The organism is Photobacterium sp. 1_MG-2023 (genome assembly GCF_030547945.1).
In the GTDB taxonomy this organism is placed as follows: domain Bacteria; phylum Pseudomonadota; class Gammaproteobacteria; order Enterobacterales; family Vibrionaceae; genus Photobacterium.
In genome coordinates this window covers 39,652-58,858 of the sequence record NZ_JAUORR010000027.1, presented here as the reverse complement: position 1 = coordinate 58,858, position 19,207 = coordinate 39,652, and the positions used below count along the sequence as shown (strand labels likewise).

Sequence of the window (19,207 nt, the reverse complement as noted above, 5' to 3'; positions counted from 1 at the left end):
ATCAAACCTTTCAATGAACGACCATCCTTAAAAGTGGCCTTAATACTATCTTGCGTAAATCGAATAGAACTTGGGTCGGCTAATCCCTTTGTAACATCATCAGACAATCCCTTCGTGAAACGATTTCTCACCCAATCCCCAGCTCCACTGAGCTGATTCTTTACCCAACTCCCAGCACTGCTGACCTGATTTTTCAACCAGCTTCCACTCGCCTTTAAAATGCCAGGAGCAGCTTTAATGGTAATGCTCGTCCCAAGTCCCAGCCCCACAAAGTTAACTGGATGATATCCAAAAGCTGCAATTTGTGATTCCAAATCAATGGATTGGAATGTGCTGTACTCAGAAGGGGGCAAAGCAGCAGGGTAATCAAACCACTGCATATCATATGGATCTGGGAGCGTATCAAAATTCAAATATGCTGTTTCATCGCCCAGTTCATCCTTACCATTCTTATCACCAACATTCCCTTTGGGACCCACCAAGTCCTTAGATGTCGATGTCTCCTGGCTATTAGTCGTCGCCCCCTCAATGTGTCTGAACCCCGTCGGATCAATATACTTCAGCGGGTTATTCCACGTATAAGTATAGCGGTTGAAGCTCCCCGTCACATAAGGTGACTGGATCAACGGATCTGCACTCAGGAAACGGCCGAGTTCCTGATCATACACACGGCCGTTCATGTGGATCAAACCCACTTCTTCAATGTGCTCGTGGCCAGTGTAACCCTTGTTGGTCATCGCATCTTGCAAGACCGAGTGCTGATGGTGATTGTCACGCCACTGCACACTCCGCATCCGTCCCCACACATCGAAGCTCCGGCGTTCGACAATATAGCCATAGCCGTCGGTGATCATATCGACGGAATTCAGCGCATCGTAATGCAGGTAACGAATCTGTTTGTTTTCCAGTTTGTTTTCTGCATTTTTAAACTGAGTATTCAGTGCAATCAGTTTACCGTCAGCATAGATGTAGTGCTGATGCTGAACCTGGCCCGTGTTCGTGTCTGTGATTCGCTCGTAAACATTCCCAAAGTAAACCGTTTGTTTGCCATCACTGGTTTTTTTCAGATAACGGTTGTGATTGGCATCATAAACAAACTCAACTGTCTGCCCGTTACGGGTGATCGTCACCGGTTTATTAAATGCACTCCATTCAATCACGCGCTCTGGGGTGCTGGTACTGCCTGCCGCAGCACGAATCATATTTCCTGCGCTATCATACTGATAATTCAGGCCGTTCGCCTGAGTGACCGCATGAGGCCCAGCCCCCTGCTGACCATAGCTGTAGTTGCCCACGTCAGTTTTCGATTTGAGGTTGCCCAGCTTGTCGTAGCTGAAATCAAAAGGCCCTGCAAAGTCTGGATTATTCAGTCCGTGTTTATCGAGGGAATCCAGCACAACCCGGTTGCTCGTCACCCGATCCAGGCCATCGTAGACATAGCTGTCGGTAACGCCCAGCTCACTGTCCTGACGGTAAACCACATTATTATGGTTATCGTATTTGTAGTGCAGGAAGCGAACGTTTCTGCCTTTTTTCTGGGCACTTGGCAACGCCGCCTGAAACAGCTGGTCGCTCTGGTGTGTTGTCATGTAATCCGGACGGCCGGTTGCTGCATTGTGACTGTAGGTGTTCACCAGCCCGTTACCCAGAGTTTCTGCCAGCGTGTGATCAAATGCATCGGTATCACGTCGCTGCCAGTAATATACATAGGCAGTATTTGATGCTGACTTTGCCAGTTCGGCATTTGTCAGAATGGTATTGAGATGATCGGCCTGCCCGACCTGCTGCGTTTTTTCACATTGACTGCCTGAAACGTGCTGTATTTGATGCCCACCTAACTGATTGGCGTAATCGCAGTAGGCTCCGGTTAAATCGGCGACACGTTCAGCCAATGCAGTTAAGTCACTCGCCAGATCGGTGTAGAATTTATAACGCTGCCCTGAAATCCGCGCAGCTTCAGCCAGATCTTCTGCGGTAAAAAGCAGTTCTTCACGGGTTTCACCATCGGCATGTGCCGCGTAAATATCCCGATGGCTCATCAGATCTTTGTGACCATTACCGTCGTAATCCGCCAGAATCAGATCGTCGGAAGCAGTCAGTGGAAGTTTATCGAAATCCGCCTTGGTGAACTGATGAACCGTGGCATCATAATTCCGCTTTCCACCGCTGGTGCCCGCCAACGATGTCTCTAACTGGTACACCGCTTCACCTAAGGTGATATCCAGCGGCACGCTGACATCATCATGCAGCAATACCCAGGTCGCCGGACGCAAATAGCACTGCCCCTGACTGTCGCACCATTGCTTAAACCGATACCCATTGCCGAGCAGATCTGCTGATGCAGCGTCCAGACTCCGGATATTGACGGTTTTCCGCTGATATTCTGCTGCCTTTTTGTGAAAGAAAGCTTCACGGGTGGCATATTTCTCAGCCGTTGCCACATACTGCATGGCCTGAGCGGTCGCCTGATCGAGCAAGGCTTGGATATCTTCTCGGAAACTCGCGCTGGTAAAGACATCGTCAGCATAGGTTTTTGGACTACGCACTGCTGACATATAGCCCTGAGGGTTATAGATATATTCAACTGCAAAACGATCCAGCGTATTGTTTTTATCACTGAGTTGATTGACGAGACCCACGACAGAACTGTCGACGCCATTCGGACGCACTTCACGGCTGACACGCTCATAGCCATCGTATTCGTACCGTGTGCTGAATTTTTCCCCGCCCGTTTGTACCGTCACCTCTTCAGTGAGTCCGGCCGCGTTATAGTAATAGTCGGTCCGATTACCATAGCCTTCAAAGTAAGACAACGCCCCCGTGAGTCGTGTGTCATACACCCAACGCGAGGTGTGCCCACCTTCGGTTTGTGCCGTTTTTCGGCCAAGGGCATCGTAATCAATCGTCGTGATCACGCCATTGGCATCACGTTTTTCAATTAACTCACCCAGAGCATTGTAGGTATAGGTCCACTTCCCTAAGTCCGGGTCATCCAGTGAGCGACGGTGACCCAGATTGTCATACCGGACAGAAGTTGTATTTCCGGCTGAGTCGCTAGAAGAGCGAAGAAGGCCATCCGGATAATAGGTATAGGTTTGCGAAGCACCTTCCGGTTCGTGTTTCTGCAGTATATGGCCCAGCAGGTTTTGCACTGTGCTGTGCTGAAAGCCGCGTGCATCCGTGACTGTCGTTGTTAAGCCTTGATAAACCGTCGTGAATTCCGCCCGTCCGCCATGGCTGGCAGGTTCCGACTTTTTCACTTCACGGTCCAGAGCGTCATATTCAATCGTGACATAAGGCGCAGGCGCATGCTTTTTCACAAACTGCGGACGTGTCACTTTCACCTTACGACCTTGGCGGTCCCATACCGTATCCACGACCACAAACTGACCATTAAAGGCCTGATGCAGTCGACGAATTTCACGTCCCGCATAATCATACTGAGTCACGACTTCACCACCGGCAGCGGCTTTCGTCACCGAACATGACACCGTTTTCGGCGTCTTGTGCGGACAGGTCTCATTCAGGGTGTAGCCATAAGAGACTGTATGACCGTTCCCCGGCAAAGTTTCCTGTGTCAGACGATTGAAGCCATCATACCCGTAACGGGTTGTCCGGCCTTGCGGGTTGATGCTGGATGCCATGACGCCATCGGCGTTGTAACTGACCTGGGTCTCATGGCCCAACGCATTTTGAATCCGACTGGGAAATAATCCATCGTGATCGTAAATGGTGACGGTTTCACGTACAGGAACATCAGTGCCGGAAACAGATTCTGTCGTCAGATTACCCCAGCGATCATAATGAAATTGCTTGGTCAGCGTTTTACCGGCGACACCCACTGTCGCACCGGCTTCATAGTCTGACGCTGTGGTCCTTGATGCGCTGATCAGCCCGTTTGATGTGTAATCAAATTCATTCTTAACCGTCCGCGTCAGACCCGTTTTGATATCTTGCACGGTCGTTTGAGTCGATTTCAGCGCCCCCACCTGCCAGTATCTGTCGCCGGCTTCAGTCATCAATTGCGACACAGTTCGGGAACTGGAGGAAAGCTCATTGCCGCTGTCACTGTTGACATTTTTAAAGACAAAGCTACCGCCACAGGCTTTTGGCGATACGCGATTAAAATCTGCCCCTGAAATCGCGGTCAGATGACCGGTATAGGTCGTCACACCAACGGCATTCGTCGAAGCACCGCGACCATCGTAACGGTAGTAACTGTTGTATCTTTCCAGTACAAGCGGAGTTGAGACATCACCATGAATCAGAATGACAAAATCACTGGGCTTAAAATACGATTTTCCGTCTGAGCCACAGAACTTCTGCAGCCCGGCTTTGAACGTCGAGATTGTCTGCGAAGTCACGCCTTTGTATTGGGTAATATCGTAAATTTGATGGTGTTGAAGGGCACCGGGCGACAAGTATTCATGAGTCACCTTCTGGGTAAAATGGCCTGCATGCGCATCTGTCCCCGTGAGTGTCGTTTCTTCTTCTTCCACATTTCCGAAAGCGTCCACGACACGTTTGATCGTTTCTTTCTTGGTAATCAAAGACGCATTGTTCAGATCGTACTGAACAGATTCAGAAGTATTCGCGTAAACCTGGAAATAATCACCTTTTTTAACGGATGTATATTGATGACTGGTCGAGGAAACTTTTTTCCCATCTTTATAAACCGTAATACGGTTTACTTTTCCGGATTTAACCGGATCAATATTTTCAAATTCGGTGACCCGTACCGTTTGAACATCACCTTTTTCTGTTTCAGTCACCTTGGCAAAACCTAAAAAGCCATAACCTTCCCGATGAGATTTTGCCCCTTCATACAGATAACTGTAGCTCGTCGAACTGTAGCCACGGGGAGATTTCACAACATCTGACACCAGATAGCGACGAGGTGTACTGTTTTGCACCGGATACTGATGGTATCGGTGTTGCTTATGAACTGATGCGTCTGAAGCAGGCTTATACACAATGGTGTAATCAACACCGTACTCTTGAATTTTCTTAATTTTATCCTGAGCAAATGGCACGCTTTCTTTTAATAAGCGTCCATTAAAGTCATCTGGCCAACCATCTGAGTTAATATCAGAATAATCAACAAAAACGTTAGTGTTTCCCGAGGATTTACTTAGCTTTGTAACGAATGAATTATCAACATTAAACACACCACCACGATTAACGTAGACTTTATCATCATAATGAAAGTCCAAGTAGCCATCGCTATTAACATCTAATAATTTAATCTCGTAAGGTGTAAACTCAACCGTTGTACCTCTGCAGGTCTGAGGATGAATTGAGCTTACGCTACAATCATATTTAAAATCAACCAACTCACCTTTAACTTTAATATTAACAATTTGCGTGTCATTCTCGAAATCAACGCCATCAAAATACTTTATCGTTAGTTCATAACTGGCGTTTCCAACCTTCTTCGTCAATTCATTTGCTATCTGTCTTGACAGCAATACATCCAAATAACCATCACCATTAAAATCATTAACACTCTCTAGGCTATATCGTGAACTCGAGACTTTAACAACTTTATTATCAATAACTACTACGATGTCATTTTTATTAGTGAAAATAGCTTCATTGTTTTTACCGTCATGATCAAAATCATAATAAACACAATCACTACACCCTGTCTCTAATTTATATATACCATCGCCATTAGTATCTCTAGGAGATAGATTGTTCGTATTACTCCAGCTTTTATAGTCACTAACATATCCAGAAAAGAACTTAGAATATTTACCATTACCTGATGGGTAAGATATAAAATCCCCCAAAGAAGCACCTAGTGCTGAAAAAAGCCACTCTCCTGAATTCCAGGCGCATAAAGCCAAGTAGTATGGCTTATCATTTCCGTCCCAATCGTTAAAAGCAAAATCCTGACAAACTGGTCCATATTTATTCGTAAATTTATGACCGTCGATTTTGACTGAACTTTTATTCACCACAACATTTTTAAAATCTTCACTAAGAGAGAATAATTCAAAGATACCATCTCTTTCAATATCATAATATTTGACTTTCTTGGTATTAAAACCAAAACCTGACTTAGATGAAGAAAGACTGACACTTTTTTTTGACTGCCATTCAAAAGCCACCGGTGTGCTGCACGCACCGCCAACACATTGTTTAATTTCTTTCAAAAGAGAACGCTGGGTCCCAGCAGAGGATTGATAAGTCAGATGATAAGTGGCAAATTCACGACCTGAACCATTTCTGGAGACAATCGATTTGATCCGATGCTTCTGATTGAGCTTACTGCCTTTCAGATAAGAGAATGTTTGATCTGTCCGTGTATCATAATTGAGTACCACAGAACCGCCGACATAACTCACTTTGCTCAGCAGATGTGTCCCGGCAGCCTGGTTTTCTGAATAAGCATAGTGAATCGCGTTTTGTTTGGTTTTATCCGTTATTTTATTCAGCGACCATTTGTAGACATCTGACTTCCCGGGCAGTTCGACTCTTGCATCACCAGTGACACCATACTCAAACACCTGACCCGTTTTGGTCCAGACTTTGAAGTATTGTGGGCCATTCCCTTGCTGACCAAATGACATCACCTTACGATAGTCATCAATATGGGTCCGGTATTCTGTTTGTGCGCCACCAGCCTTACCGGAAATGGCGATTAAACGCTTTCCATCAATACAGAACTGATCTTCTGCATTAAAATGAACCCCACCCCAGACACCATCAATGGCACGGTTCTTCCCACAGCGGTAGATAGATGACAGCCCCTTCAGATGCCAGCCGACACCGAGCGGACCATTGCCACTGTTACTCCGGTATTCAAAACTGAGACTGGGCTGATGCCCCGCCCGGCCAGGCGCGACAGCAATGGGTAAAGAATAGGTCGCTTCACCGCCTGAGGTTTGATATTCACCGCTGAGGACAATATTCTTTCCATCACCAGCGGTCAAAGCAAAAGCTTTCACTGGCGAAAATCCAAGGAAGATTCCCAGAAAAATACATGATGCTATCGCCAGTTCATTGCCCGACAGACGATGGAAAATTCCGTTTTTCATTCTCGTTCCCTGCAACTGAATTTTTTATTCTTTATTTTGTTGTGATGAAAGCATCTGGTTCAGCGCTTCAAGTCGCTGTTTGAGTTCAACCAGCTCTCGTTCCCGGTTCTCATTCAAAACAACCGCTGTGGCATTGATATTATCCTGAGAAAATTGCGCCAGTTCTCCCCGGAGCAAAGGTAGGTCGGGGGCATCCTGATTCACCAGACCATAAGTCACGACCTGCTGTAATTGCTGAACTGGCGAGGGGTAGCTTGCATCATCACTGAGCACACTCTCTGTAGTTTCAATGCCTTCTTCTGTGCGGATTTCATCAATATTCACCGTTTCTTTTTGTGGTAACGATGTCAGTTGATAATACCCGGCACTGCATAGAGCCAGTACCAAAGCGAAGAACACCACTCCAGAGATGATCTTGGATTGAAGCACGACACTCCCCTCAAAAAGCCCATACATCGTCAAAATAATGACGAATTCAAAAGATGAATAGATTCACAGGTTGAGCATCATATATTTCTATAACGTTAAATCAACAGTTTCATACTTATTCTGTGCAGCCATCAAAAAGAAATATGACGGCTTCCGCTCTCAATCAGCCAATGAAATAAAATAAGTGATACATCTATTGCTTATAGGAATATCCAGATTAATTCCATATCACCGCAGTTCAATGATCTCCACATGTATCATCAAAATAATAACCCAATGAAAAGACAAGAATAAAAGACCACTGACCATTGAATAAATAAAATAATCACCCATTTCATTTGGCTATTTCTTGAAGGATAAAAACAAACGCGTGAACCCCTTCACTCTTACCAATCGACTGAAGGCAATCATTGCAGATGAATATCCCCCCATAAAAAAAGCCGGCTTCTGCCGGCTTTAAAAAATTACGATAATTCGTTGGAGGGATTCAATCGGGGCTGTGATTGCGTGAGGCGCTTGGCCAGATAATTCAGCAGGACACCATACATGGGGACGAACAGGCCCAGACTGATGATCAGCTTCACGCCATAATCCACCAGCGCGATCTCAACCCAGTGTTCGGCCATAAAGGCATCCGGGCTTTGGTAGAAAGCAATGGCGAAGAACGCCACAGTATCCATGGCATTGCCGAAAACGGTCGATGCAGCCGGGGCAATCCACCATTGCTTGCACTGACGCAGACGGTTAAACACCGACACGTCCAGGATCTGGCCCAGCAGATAAGCCATAAAGCTGGCAATCGCGATGCGGGCGACGAATAAATTGAATTCCCCGAGCTGTGCGAATCCCTGAAAATCGCCCTGATAGAAAATCACCGACAGCACATAAGAAACCGCCAGCGCTGGCAGCATCACCCGGGTAATGATCTGGCGGGCCATTGCCGCGCCATATATCCGCACGGTGAGATCTGTGGCCAGGAAGATGAAGGGAAAAGTAAAAGCACCCCAGGTGGTATGCACGCCGAACAGAGTAAAAGGAAGCTGTACCAGATAGTTACTGGAGGCAATGATCACCAGGTGAAAGGCCACCAGAATCCAGAGGGCCTGGCGTTGCTGCGCCGGAGAAAAAGCAGAAGTCGTCATTGATAGACCTTTTTGTCAATGGGGGCGAGGGAACCCATGAAGTTCACGCAGCACATTTTTTAGACAGTACTGCGACCAAGGGCGCCGATTATACCGTAACCAATCCGGCTGCCAACCCATCGGCGACACAGCAAACGTTTACTATAAAAAATTGATTACCGAGTCAACTTTTTAAGCCAGTCTGCCAAAAATTGCAACGTTTCATTGTCTTCCTGACTGAGGCTTTCCAGCCAGAGGCTGGCACTGTAGTGCTCGCCTTTCAGCAACAGGCGGCAGCCTTCAAAATCAATCAGCCAGACATGCAGATCGGCATTGGTTTCCTGCTCCACCACCACCGCATCCAGCACATGCACCAGCGATTGCGCCACAAGGGCAAAGCTGTCGTAATCAAAATCCGGAGCCGTCAGGTGCAGGCACCCGCGTTGCAGGTCCAGTTCTCGCACACCAAAACGGGTTTCTGAGAGAGTCATGGTTCACAATCCTTTTCTATCTTGTCGCGCTTGCAGGGCAATAGGCCGCTTTGGTGTAACCAAGTGTTTCTTAGCGTGTCAAAGCATAAGCAGCCTGTAGCAACCCAATCGCTTTCGTGGTTTGATCGCCCTGTTGTGCTGATGGCCAGGAGGCTGCAGCCCAACATGTGGTGAAGAATTGCATTCTCACCCCAATACGCAAGCTGTTTTGTAGTAAACAAAATCTCGGGTTTTGTTTCTGCTACACTCTCTGCCGGATAATCTGGGATTGTCCGGTATTTTTTTATCTGCCGCGGCTCAGTATTCCGCCGCAGCCAGCAGATGTTCCTCAATCACAGATAAAAACACCTTGCCGTATTTCTCCAGCTTCCGCTGACCGACACCGTTCACGGCCAGCATTTCCCCTTCCGAGGTCGGTAAGCGCTCTGCCATTTCCATCAGGCTCGCATCATTGAAGACGACATAAGGCGGCAGGGATTCTTCATCCGCAATCGCCTTGCGGACCAGACGCAGCTTGGAAAACAGCTTCTTGTCATATTGTCGTTTCAGACGGCTTTCGGTGCGTGAACTGCGCGCACTGCTGTCGATCCGCGGCACCGCCAGTTGTAACGGCACTTCACCACGCAGCACGGTGCGGGCTTTTTCGGTCAGTTGCAGAGTCGAATGATTCGCAATACTCTGCGCCAGATAGCCGCGGTGGATCAGCTGTCGCACAATACTGACCCAGAACTCATGGCTGTGTTCGCGACCAATCCCGTAGGTACTGAGCTTATCGTGCCCCTGCTCTCGGACTTTGGCATTCTGTAATCCGCGCAGCACATCCACCACATGGTGAATGCCGAAACGCTGATTGACCCGGTACACACAGGACAGCGCCTTCTGCGCCGTTTCCAGTGCTTCGAAATGGGTGGGCGGATCGATACAGATATCGCAGTTCCCACAGGCATGCTCGCTGTGCTCACCGAAATAATGCAGCAGCACCTGACGACGACAGGTCTGTGCTTCGGCAAACGCGCCCATGGCGTTGAGCTTATGGCTCTCTACCTGCTTTTGCGGGCCGTCATCTTTCTCATCCAGACAACGGCGCAGCCAGGCCAGATCCGCCGGGTCATAGAACATCACGGCTTCTGCCGCCAGTCCGTCCCGCCCGGCACGACCGGTTTCCTGATAGTAAGATTCAATATTCCGCGGGATATCGAAATGCACCACGAAGCGAACATTGGGTTTATTGATGCCCATGCCGAATGCCACAGTGGCGGCGACGACCTGAATATCATCCCGCTGAAACCCTTCCTGAACCCGGATCCGCTCCTCGTGTTCCATACCGGCATGATAGCCTGCTGCCCGAATCCCCTGCTCGGTCAGCTTTTCTGCCACCTGCTCGACTTTTTTACGGCTGTTGCAGTAAATGATGCCGCTCTGCCCGCGGACGGTCGACAGAAAGCGCACCAGTTGCGCCATGGGTTTGTATTTTTCCTGCAGGGTGTAGCGAATGTTGGGCCGGTCGAAACTGCCCAGATGGATAAAGGGATCGGTCAGCGACAGGCGGTTCATGATGTCCTGCCGTGTCGTGTCATCCGCCGTTGCGGTCAGGGCAATCACCGGCATGTCCGGGAAGTGCTGCTTGAGGCTGCCCAGCGCCGCGTATTCCGGCCGGAAATCATGACCCCACTGGGAAATACAGTGGGCTTCATCCACCGCCAGCAGGCTGACCGGTAACCCCATCAGCCGCTCGATAAAATCCCGGCTCAGGACGCGCTCGGGTGAAACATACACCAGCTTCAGACGGTTGTCGGCCATCCCCTGCCAGGTGGCCTGAATCGCTTCCGGAGACATGGTGGAGTTCAGACACCCAGCCGCCACACCGTTGGCCTGCAGCTGGTCGACCTGATCTTTCATCAGGGAAATCAAAGGAGAAATCACCAGCGTCAGCCCGTCACGCATCAGGGCCGGAATCTGGTAACAGAGTGACTTGCCGCCACCGGTTGGCAGGATGACCAGACAATCCCGGCCGGAAGCAACGGCGTCAATCACTGCCTGCTGGCCGGGCCGGAAAGACTGGTAACCGAACACCTGCTGCAGAATTTGCGCACTGGTGGCGGACGAAACGGCGCGGCTGAGATCTGGGGTTGAGGCAGACATGACATCACTCTTGAGGAACACAGCGGGCTATTCTATCTCAATCAGATCCCGGATGGGAGCCGTGCAAATCAACCGTCAGAAGTCACTGGTCATTTTTGGGGAGCTGGGATTATACTGCTCGTTCCGATACGCCTGGCGTATTTCCCAACCTTTCTGCTGATTTTTACCACAACATACTGGAATCGCATGGACGATCAAACAAAAATGACTCAGCGTGGTGTCATTCTGGCGCTGGCCGCCTACACCATGTGGGGGATTGCACCGATTTACTTTAAACAGCTGCAAAGTGTCAGCCCTTTTGAAATTCTCAGCCACCGCATTATCTGGTCTTTCTTTTTTCTGGCTGCACTCATTTTTCTGGGCCGGGGCTGGGGCAAAGTCCGGCAGTTGCTCAAACAGCCCAAGTCCATGCTGATGCTGCTGATCAGCTCACTGGTGATTGGCGGCAACTGGCTGATTTTTATCTGGGCGGTGAACAGTAACTATATGCTGGATGCCAGCCTGGGCTACTTTATCAATCCACTGCTGAATGTGTTGCTCGGGATGGTCTTTCTGGGCGAACGGCTGCGACCGCTGCAATGGCTGGCCGTGGCGCTGGCGGCTGGTGGCGTTGCGATTCAGCTGATCCACTTTGGCTCTCTGCCCTGGGTGGCACTGGTGCTGGCCGCAAGTTTCGGCGTCTATGGCCTGCTGCGCAAAAAGGTAAATCTGGATGCACAAACCGGCCTCTTTCTGGAAACCAGCATTCTGCTGCCGCTGGCGCTGGGCTATGTGTTTTTCTTCGCCGACAGCGCGACGTCTGACTGGACCCAAAATACGATGGGCACCAACCTGCTGCTGATGGCCGCCGGGGTCGTCACCACCCTGCCTCTGCTGTGCTTCACGGGGGCTGCAACCAAGCTGAAACTCTCAACACTGGGCTTTTTCCAGTATATCGGTCCGAGCCTGATGTTCCTGCTGGCCGTGATGGTATACGGCGAAGTCTTCAGCGCCGATAAGAGCCTGACTTTTGCCTGCATCTGGCTGGCGCTGGTGCTGTTCAGCTTCGATGGCATCAAAGGTCACCGCAGAAACCGCAAAAAAGCGCAGCCCGCCTGATCCCTGTCGCGTCTTCAGATCGCGTCATCCCACAGATTGCTCAACCTGACGGGCAATCTGTGGTAAAACCATCTATGCTCTATCCGTTTCTTATCCCTTGATTCACAACAATTTTAAGAAGGATCTGCCATGAAAAGGACTGCGCTTACCCTGGCACTGTCTGGCCTGCTGTTCTCCGCTTCCGCATTCAGCGAGCAAGCCGCCGATCAGGTTGCGCCTGAAGGGGCCACAGGCTTTCAACATAATGCTCAGGTCACCGGCAAAGACTGGATGATCGCCACCGCCAACCCCTATGCCAGCGATGCGGGCGCTGCCATGCTTGCCAAAGGCGGCAACGCGATCGATGCCATGATTGCCGCGCAGCTCGTGCTGGGACTGACTGAACCGCAGTCATCCGGACTGGGTGGCGGTGCTTTTCTGGTGTATTGGGACAGTGAAAAAGATGCACTGACCACTTTTGATGGCCGTGAGACAGCTCCTGCTGAAGTCACACCGCAGCTGTTTCAGGATGATCAGGGCCAGCCGCTCGCATTCTATGACGCGGTGGTGGGTGGCCGTTCCGTCGGCACACCGGGCACAGTCAAACTGCTGTGGCACACGCATCAGCGTCTGGGCAAACTGCCCTGGAAAGCGCTGTTCGAACCCGCGCTGACCCTGGCCCGTGACGGATTCACCGTGAGTCCGCGTCTGGCACAGCTGGTTCAGGAAGACAGCGAGCGCCTGCAACGATTCCCGGCGACCCAAGCCTATTTCTATCCGAACGGTCAGCCGCTGCAAGCCGGTGCAACCCTGAAAAACCCGGCTTATGCCGATACGTTGCAGCAAATTGCTGAACGGGGCGCGAGTGCCTTTTATCATGGTGATATTGCCAAAGATATCGTGAAAACCGTCCGGGAAGCGTCGGGCAATCCGGGTGTGCTCAACACCATGGATCTGGCGACTTACCGCGTGAAAGAGCGCCCGGCGGTGTGTGCCCCTTATCGTCAGTATGATGTCTGCGGCATGGGTCCGCCGAGTTCCGGCGCGCTGACGCTGGGTCAGATCCTGGGCATGCTCAGCCACTATCCGATGAAAGAACTCGGCCCGAATAAAGCCCTGAGCTGGCACCTGATTGGCGACGCCTCGCGACTGGCATTCGCCGATCGCGGCCGTTACATGGCTGACAGTGATTTTGTGCCGATGCCCACCGAAGGATTACTGGATAAAAATTATCTGCAGCAACGGGCCGGTCTGCTGAAAAGCAATCAGGCACTGAAGGAAGTCAGTGCCGGTCTGCCGCCCTGGTCACATGCGATGAACTATGGCAAAGACAACGCGATTGAGCTGCCGTCCACCAGTCATCTGGTGATCGTCGATAAAGACCGCAATATGATCTCCATGACCACCACCATTGAGAACGGCTTCGGCTCTCGTCTGATGGTGCGCGGATTCCTGCTCAATAACGAGCTGACCGATTTCTCTTTCAGCACCCATGACAACGGCATGCCCATTGCCAACCGGGTCGAACCGGGCAAACGCCCACGCTCGTCTATGGCACCGACCATTGTCCTGAAAGATGGCAAGCCGGTACTGGCGATTGGCTCTCCGGGCGGCAGCCAGATCATCGGCTATGTGGCGAAGACGCTGGTTGCCCATCTCGACTGGGGTCTGAGCCTGCAGCAAGCGGTGGATTTGCCGAACATGAACAACCGCTTTGGTCCGTTCGAGCTGGAACAGGGCACCGCCGCAGAACGCTGGGCACCTGAGCTGGAGAAACTCGGTTTTGACGTTCAGATCAAACCGCTGAACTCCGGGGTTCAGGCCATCGGGATTTTCCGCGGCCAGCTGAACGGGGCTGCCGACCCGCGCCGGGAAGGTAAAGTCGTCGCACAGTAATCGGCTGTCTCCCGCCCGGCAGGATCAAAAAACGCGCCGCCTCCTCAGGAGCACGGCGCGTTTTTTTAACAGCAATTGATGAGACGTTACACGGATTCCAGCTTCGCGTACTGAGTCACCAGCCACTTGATCCCTTCGCCATTGAAAGCGACCTGTACCCGGCTCTGGGCGCCGCTGCCTTCAAAGTTGATGATGGTCCCTTCACCGAATTTCGGGTGCTGAACCCGCTGACCCAGACTGAACCCGGTCTGATTGAAGTTTTCATTCACCTGCGTCTGACTGAATCGGCCGCCAGCGGTCGGGCGGGAAACCTGGGCTTTCATCCGCACTTCTTCCACATACTCATCCGGGATCTCCCGGACAAAACGCGACACCTTGTGGAAGTTGTCTTTGCCGTACAGACGACGCATTTCTGCATGAGTGATGTAGAGTTTTTCCATGGCCCGCGTCATCCCGACGTAGCACAGACGGCGCTCTTCTTCGAGGCGGCCCGGCTCTTCAGACGTGCGGAAACTCGGGAACATCCCCTCTTCCACGCCCACCATGAAGACCATCGGAAATTCCAGACCTTTGGCGCTGTGCAGCGTCATCAGCTGAACTGCGTCATCATATTCATCGGCCTGGCCTTCACCGGCTTCCAGGGCGGCATGGGACAGAAACGCAGCCAGCGGGCTCATCGCTTCCGCTTCTTCCGGCACTTCAAACTGACGGGTCGCCGTCACCAGCTCTTCCAGGTTTTCAATCCGGGCCTGCGCTTTCTCGCCTTTTTCCAGCTCGTACATCGCCCGCAAACCAGAAGCGCGAATCACTTCATCAGTTTGCTGATACAACGGCATGTCACGGGTGTCATCTTCCAGTGCGTTCACCAGCTCCACAAACCGGCGCAGCGAATTGGCCGCACGGCCCGCCAGCACCTGCTCATCCAGCAGCGCCACGCTGGCCTGCCACATGGTGGTTCCGCGATCCCGGGCCGCCATACGAATGGTGTCGAGGGTTCGCTCCCCCAAGCCACGCGTCGGGGTATTCACCACCCGCTCAAACGAAGCGTCATCGTTGCGGTTGGCGATCAGGCGAAGGTAAGACAGTGCATCTTTGATTTCCTGACGTTCGAAGAAACGCATCCCGCCATAAATCCGGTAAGGCATCCCCGATTGGATCAGGGCTTCTTCCAGCACCCGTGACTGGGCATTGCTGCGGTACAGCATGGCCGTGTCATTCAGAGCACCTCCGCTCTCCTGCCAGGCTTTGATCTTGCCGACCACAAACCGGGCTTCGTCCAGTTCATTGAACGCCGAATAAACGGAAATCTTTTCGCCTTCGCCGCCTTCAGTCCAGAGGTTTTTCCCCATCCGCTCGTTGTTGTTGGCGATCAGGGCGTTGGCTGCCTGCAGAATATTGCCGGTCGAACGGTAGTTCTGCTCCAGAAAAATACTGGATGCATTGGAAAATTCCCGCAGGAAGCGCTGAATATTCTCGACCTTGGCGCCCCGCCAGCCGTATATCGACTGATCATCGTCCCCGACAATCATCACATGGCAATCCGGACCCGCCATCAGACGCAGCCAGGCGAACTGAATGTTGTTGGTGTCCTGAAACTCATCCACCAGAATGTGCTTGAAACGGGCCTGATAATGCTCACGAATGTGCTTGTTATGCTTGAGTAACTCAAACGAGCGCAACAGCAACTCGGCAAAATCCACCAGACCGGCACGGTCACAGGCATCCTGATAAGCGGTATAAAGTTTCAGCCAGGTCTGCTCAACCGGATCGTTGAAGGTCTCGACATGCGACGGACGCAGACCTTCATCTTTCTTGCCGTTGATATACCAGGCAGCCTGACGGGCCGGCCAGTGCTTCTCATCCAGATTCTGGGCTTTGATCAGGCGGCGCAACAGGCGCATCTGATCATCCGAGTCGATGATATTGAAGTCTTCCGGTAATTTCGCATCGAGGTAGTGAGCGCGCAGCATGCGGTGGCTCAGGCCGTGAAAGGTCCCGTTCCACATGCCGGCACAGGTGCCCTGCATCAGCGCATTGATCCGGCCGCGCATCTCAGCGGCAGCTTTGTTGGTGAAGGTCACCGACATCAGAGAGAAAGGCGAGGCTTCTTCAACCCGCAGTAACCAGGCAATCCGGTGCACCAGCACCCGGGTTTTGCCGCTGCCGGCACCAGCCAGTACCAAATGGTTCCCCAGCGGTGCCGCCACCGCTTCGCGCTGTTTGTCATTCAGACCATCTAACAAGAGTGAAACGTCCATCGCCTTTCTACTGGTTATTTATACACTGGCGGTGATTATAACAGCTCGGTTAAAGATTTCCTGCCCTGTCTCACGGAAGTGACAGATCCGAAGTGCAGGCAGAAAACCGTGATTAATGCTGAAATTTATCTCAGCCTTATCCTTTCTACTGTGAGGAAGAGCGTCTACGATGCAAGAGAGCCTGAAGTCTGGCACATCTGATGCTCGTAAGTGACAACATCTCACTGATCTGACAAGAGGAATGATGATGAAAAAGAGTAACCTCGCCTTAGCCACCGCTGTCTCCGGCCTGCTGATTCTGGCAGGAACCGCTCCTGCCGTTGCCGCTGAAGGCGGCGCGAAAGAAAAATGCTACGGGGTCGCCAAAGCCGGTAAAAATGACTGTGCGACCAAAACAGGCTCCTGCGCCGGTACCGCCAAGCAAGACGGACAGAAAGATGCCTTTATCATGGTCCCCAAAGGTCTCTGTGATCGTCTGAATGGTGGCAGCACCCAAAGCAGCTAATCACCATGAATGATTACGCCTTTCAACAGGTTGGGGTTGGCCTGCGTGCCCCCCACCTGGATCTTTTTACCCAGTTCCCCCAGCCTCAGGTTGGCTGGCTGGAAATCCACAGTGAAAATTTTTTCCTCCCGGACAGCCCTGCACGCCAAACCTTAAATACTATCGCGACATCCTTTCCGATCAGTTGTCATGGCATTGGCCTGTCACTGGGTTCGGCCGATCCGATTAACGCTGAGCATCTGGCGCAACTGAAAGCGTTGGTGGATGATATTCAACCCATCGCCGTCTCCGATCACCTCAGCTGGAGTTCGGTCAACGGCCAATACTTCAATGATTTGCTGCCCGTGCCCTACACCGACGAAGCACTGGCGGTCGTCTGCAGAAAAATCCAGCAGGTTCAGGACACACTTGGTCGTCAGTTACTGCTGGAAAATCCATCCAGTTATCTGAGTTTCAGGCAATCCACCATGACGGAGTGGGATTTCCTGAGTGAGGTCCAGCGCACCACCGGCTGTGGGCTGCTGCTCGATCTGAACAATATTTATGTCAGCAGTTTTAACCATGATTTTGACTGCCAGACCTATCTGGACGCCATCGATCCCGCTGCGGTGAAAGAAATTCATCTGGCAGGTTTCATCGTCAGGCAACTGGAGGAAAACGAGATCTGGATTGATACGCACAGCCGACCGGTCAGCGAGCCGGTCTGGCAACTTTACCGGGACTGGGTCAGCCGTCATGGCCCGGTACCGACGTTGATTGAGTGGGATCTGGACATCCCGCCATTGCCCGAACTGCTGGCAGAAGCCGAAAAAGCCCGGCAGATTCTGCGCAGCATCCAGCCGGAGGCATCCCATCATGTCCGTCAGCAAGCGTGAAGCGCCCGAACTGGCCGAGCTGCAAACCCGGTTTGCTCAGGCTCTGCACTATCAGCCGAGTGAGATCGCCGGACACATCACCGAGGCAGGGCTCAGCGCGGAGCAACGGCTACAGATTTACCGCAATAACTTTATCATCAGCCTGACCGAGGTCCTGGAGGCCACGTATCCGGCCGTCAAAGCTGTGGTGGGTGAAACCTGCTTTACGGCACTGGCCCGCCAGCACATCCTGACCACCCCCTCGGAAACCGGCGATGTCAGTCAGTATGGGAAGGGGCTCGATCTCACCATTCAATCCCAGCCCGATTTGCACCAGGCTGTACCGTATCTGGCGGATCTGGCCCGGCTGGAATGGCTGGTCGACAGGGCCAGCCTGACGACAGATTCCGGACCGGATTTCCTCATGGCACAGTTACAGGGACTGACCGAAACCCGATTGGCCACGGCCCGGCTGATCCCTCGTGAACACTGCTGGCTGCTCGACAGTGACTTTTCGGTCGCTTCACTCTGGCTGGCCATCCGGGACAACGAATTCGAGCATTTAGACATGACCGCACCGGAATCCGCTGTGGTGTGTCCCGGCCCGGCTGTCTTCCCGACCTCGGGTGCAGGCACAGCGCTGGTGACCATGGCCCGACAACAGATCACACTGGATTATGCCAGCGATACCATGCTTGCCGCCTTGTCTGATTTCATCACCCGGCAAGTCTTTACCCGTATTTTTTCAGGTATCCAATATACGGATCCCACAGCACGCTGAGATGAGGGCTGGATATGTTTTATTACATCAAAGACATCGACAATCAGTGCAACCGAATACTGACTCCGCTCAAACCCTTGTTGCTGTTGCTGACCCGGCTTTGGGTCGCCTGGATTTTCTTCAACTCTGGCCTGATCAAATACCAGAGCTGGGACAGCACCCTATATCTGTTTGAGTACGAATATCAGGTTCCGCTGCTGCCCTGGCGCATCGCGGCCTATCTGGGCACAGCAGCCGAGCTGATCCTGCCGGTCTTTCTGGTGCTGGGATTACTGACGCGCCCCATGGCCCTGCTGCTGTTTGTGTTCAACATGATCGCGGTCGTTTCCTATCCGCTGTTGTGGGAGAAAGGCTTCTATGACCACCAGCTGTGGGGCATGATGCTGCTGGTCAATGTGTTCTGGGGCGCTGGGTTACTCTCACTGGACCATCTGTCCGGCCTGGCACGCCGACCCAGCCGTTTGCTGGAGTAGTGCGTTTCATACCAATCGCAGTAAATAACTGGTCATTCTAGCTTGCTAAAATATTCGATAACTTCGTTAGATTTTTTGATTGTAGAATAACTACTTATCTAAAAAATCCGCCTTGCTCTCAAACATTTTCCCGGCGC

At 51.6% G+C, this 19,207-nt stretch carries 12 protein-coding genes; 6 read left to right on the top strand and 6 right to left on the bottom strand.

Annotation, left to right across the window (positions count from 1 at the left end; all coding sequences use genetic code 11):
- The 5 genes from Q4579_RS18885 to recQ form a co-directional block, all read right to left on the bottom strand.
- On the bottom strand, positions 1 to 7,043 hold a 7,043-nt coding region (locus Q4579_RS18885; RefSeq protein ID WP_303566280.1), incomplete at its 3' end, for an RHS repeat-associated core domain-containing protein.
- A 24-nt stretch (positions 7,044 to 7,067) separates the two neighbouring features.
- Entirely contained in the window at positions 7,068 to 7,472 is a 405-nt protein-coding gene (locus Q4579_RS18880) for a hypothetical protein (protein WP_303566279.1), read from the bottom strand.
- 464 nt (positions 7,473 to 7,936) lie between these two features.
- Positions 7,937 to 8,614 (bottom strand): 7-cyano-7-deazaguanine/7-aminomethyl-7-deazaguanine transporter, encoded by a 678-nt coding sequence (locus Q4579_RS18875; RefSeq protein ID WP_303566278.1) that lies wholly within the window; start codon positions 8,612 to 8,614, stop codon positions 7,937 to 7,939.
- Positions 8,615 to 8,769: 155 nt separating this feature from the next.
- Positions 8,770 to 9,084, bottom strand: a complete 315-nt coding sequence (locus tag Q4579_RS18870) for a DUF3630 family protein (RefSeq protein WP_303566277.1) — start codon at positions 9,082 to 9,084, stop codon at positions 8,770 to 8,772.
- Between the two features lie 297 nt (positions 9,085 to 9,381).
- Complete coding sequence (gene recQ / locus Q4579_RS18865) at positions 9,382 to 11,226, bottom strand: ATP-dependent DNA helicase RecQ (RefSeq protein WP_303566276.1); 1,845 nt, start codon at positions 11,224 to 11,226, stop codon at positions 9,382 to 9,384.
- Between the two features lie 186 nt (positions 11,227 to 11,412).
- On the opposite strand from recQ, the gene rarD reads away from it, so the two are divergent.
- Positions 11,413 to 12,324 carry an EamA family transporter RarD gene (gene rarD / locus Q4579_RS18860; RefSeq protein WP_303566275.1) on the top strand — a complete coding sequence of 304 codons (912 nt, stop codon included), beginning with the start codon at positions 11,413 to 11,415 and terminating at the stop codon, positions 12,322 to 12,324.
- Positions 12,325 to 12,453: 129 nt separating this feature from the next.
- Positions 12,454 to 14,199 (top strand): gamma-glutamyltransferase, encoded by a 1,746-nt coding sequence (gene ggt / locus Q4579_RS18855; protein ID WP_303566274.1) that lies wholly within the window; start codon positions 12,454 to 12,456, stop codon positions 14,197 to 14,199.
- Between the two features lie 86 nt (positions 14,200 to 14,285).
- Here ggt and uvrD read toward each other — a convergent pair whose 3' ends face one another.
- Positions 14,286 to 16,457, bottom strand: coding sequence for a DNA helicase II (gene uvrD / locus Q4579_RS18850; RefSeq protein WP_303566273.1), 2,172 nt, complete (start codon positions 16,455 to 16,457; stop codon positions 14,286 to 14,288).
- Between the two features lie 247 nt (positions 16,458 to 16,704).
- Between uvrD and Q4579_RS18845 the strand changes: the two genes are divergently transcribed.
- The 4 genes from Q4579_RS18845 to Q4579_RS18830 are packed head-to-tail and all read left to right on the top strand — an operon-like array spanning position 16,705 to position 19,070.
- Entirely contained in the window at positions 16,705 to 16,962 is a 258-nt protein-coding gene (locus Q4579_RS18845) for a DUF2282 domain-containing protein (protein ID WP_303566271.1), read from the top strand.
- A gap of 5 nt (positions 16,963 to 16,967) precedes the next feature.
- On the top strand, positions 16,968 to 17,837 hold the full coding sequence (locus tag Q4579_RS18840) for a DUF692 domain-containing protein (protein ID WP_303566270.1): 870 nt from the start codon (positions 16,968 to 16,970) through the stop codon (positions 17,835 to 17,837).
- Positions 17,818 to 18,597, top strand: a complete 780-nt coding sequence (locus Q4579_RS18835) for a DNA-binding domain-containing protein (RefSeq protein WP_303566268.1) — start codon at positions 17,818 to 17,820, stop codon at positions 18,595 to 18,597. The genes Q4579_RS18840 and Q4579_RS18835 overlap by 20 nt, the downstream gene beginning before the upstream one ends.
- 14 nt (positions 18,598 to 18,611) lie before the next feature.
- A complete protein-coding gene (locus Q4579_RS18830) occupies positions 18,612 to 19,070 on the top strand; it encodes a DoxX family protein (protein WP_211646626.1) in 459 nt (152 codons plus the stop codon).
- The last annotated feature ends 137 nt before the right edge of the window (positions 19,071 to 19,207 follow it).

What these genes read in the sequence shown, in the direction of transcription:
- Q4579_RS18835 (WP_303566268.1), top strand. Translation starts at nt 17,818, where the DNA reads ATGTCCGTCAGCAAGCGTGAAGCGCCCGAACTGGCCGAGCTGCAAACC.
- Q4579_RS18845 (WP_303566271.1), top strand. Translation starts at nt 16,705, where the DNA reads ATGAAAAAGAGTAACCTCGCCTTAGCCACCGCTGTCTCCGGCCTGCTG.
- Q4579_RS18870 (WP_303566277.1), bottom strand. Translation starts at nt 9,084, where the DNA reads ATGACTCTCTCAGAAACCCGTTTTGGTGTGCGAGAACTGGACCTGCAA.
- Q4579_RS18830 (WP_211646626.1), top strand. Translation starts at nt 18,612, where the DNA reads ATGTTTTATTACATCAAAGACATCGACAATCAGTGCAACCGAATACTG.
- ggt (WP_303566274.1), top strand. Translation starts at nt 12,454, where the DNA reads ATGAAAAGGACTGCGCTTACCCTGGCACTGTCTGGCCTGCTGTTCTCC.
- uvrD (WP_303566273.1), bottom strand. Translation starts at nt 16,457, where the DNA reads ATGGACGTTTCACTCTTGTTAGATGGTCTGAATGACAAACAGCGCGAA.
- recQ (WP_303566276.1), bottom strand. Translation starts at nt 11,226, where the DNA reads ATGTCTGCCTCAACCCCAGATCTCAGCCGCGCCGTTTCGTCCGCCACC.
- Q4579_RS18875 (WP_303566278.1), bottom strand. Translation starts at nt 8,614, where the DNA reads ATGACGACTTCTGCTTTTTCTCCGGCGCAGCAACGCCAGGCCCTCTGG.
- Q4579_RS18840 (WP_303566270.1), top strand. Translation starts at nt 16,968, where the DNA reads ATGAATGATTACGCCTTTCAACAGGTTGGGGTTGGCCTGCGTGCCCCC.
- rarD (WP_303566275.1), top strand. Translation starts at nt 11,413, where the DNA reads ATGGACGATCAAACAAAAATGACTCAGCGTGGTGTCATTCTGGCGCTG.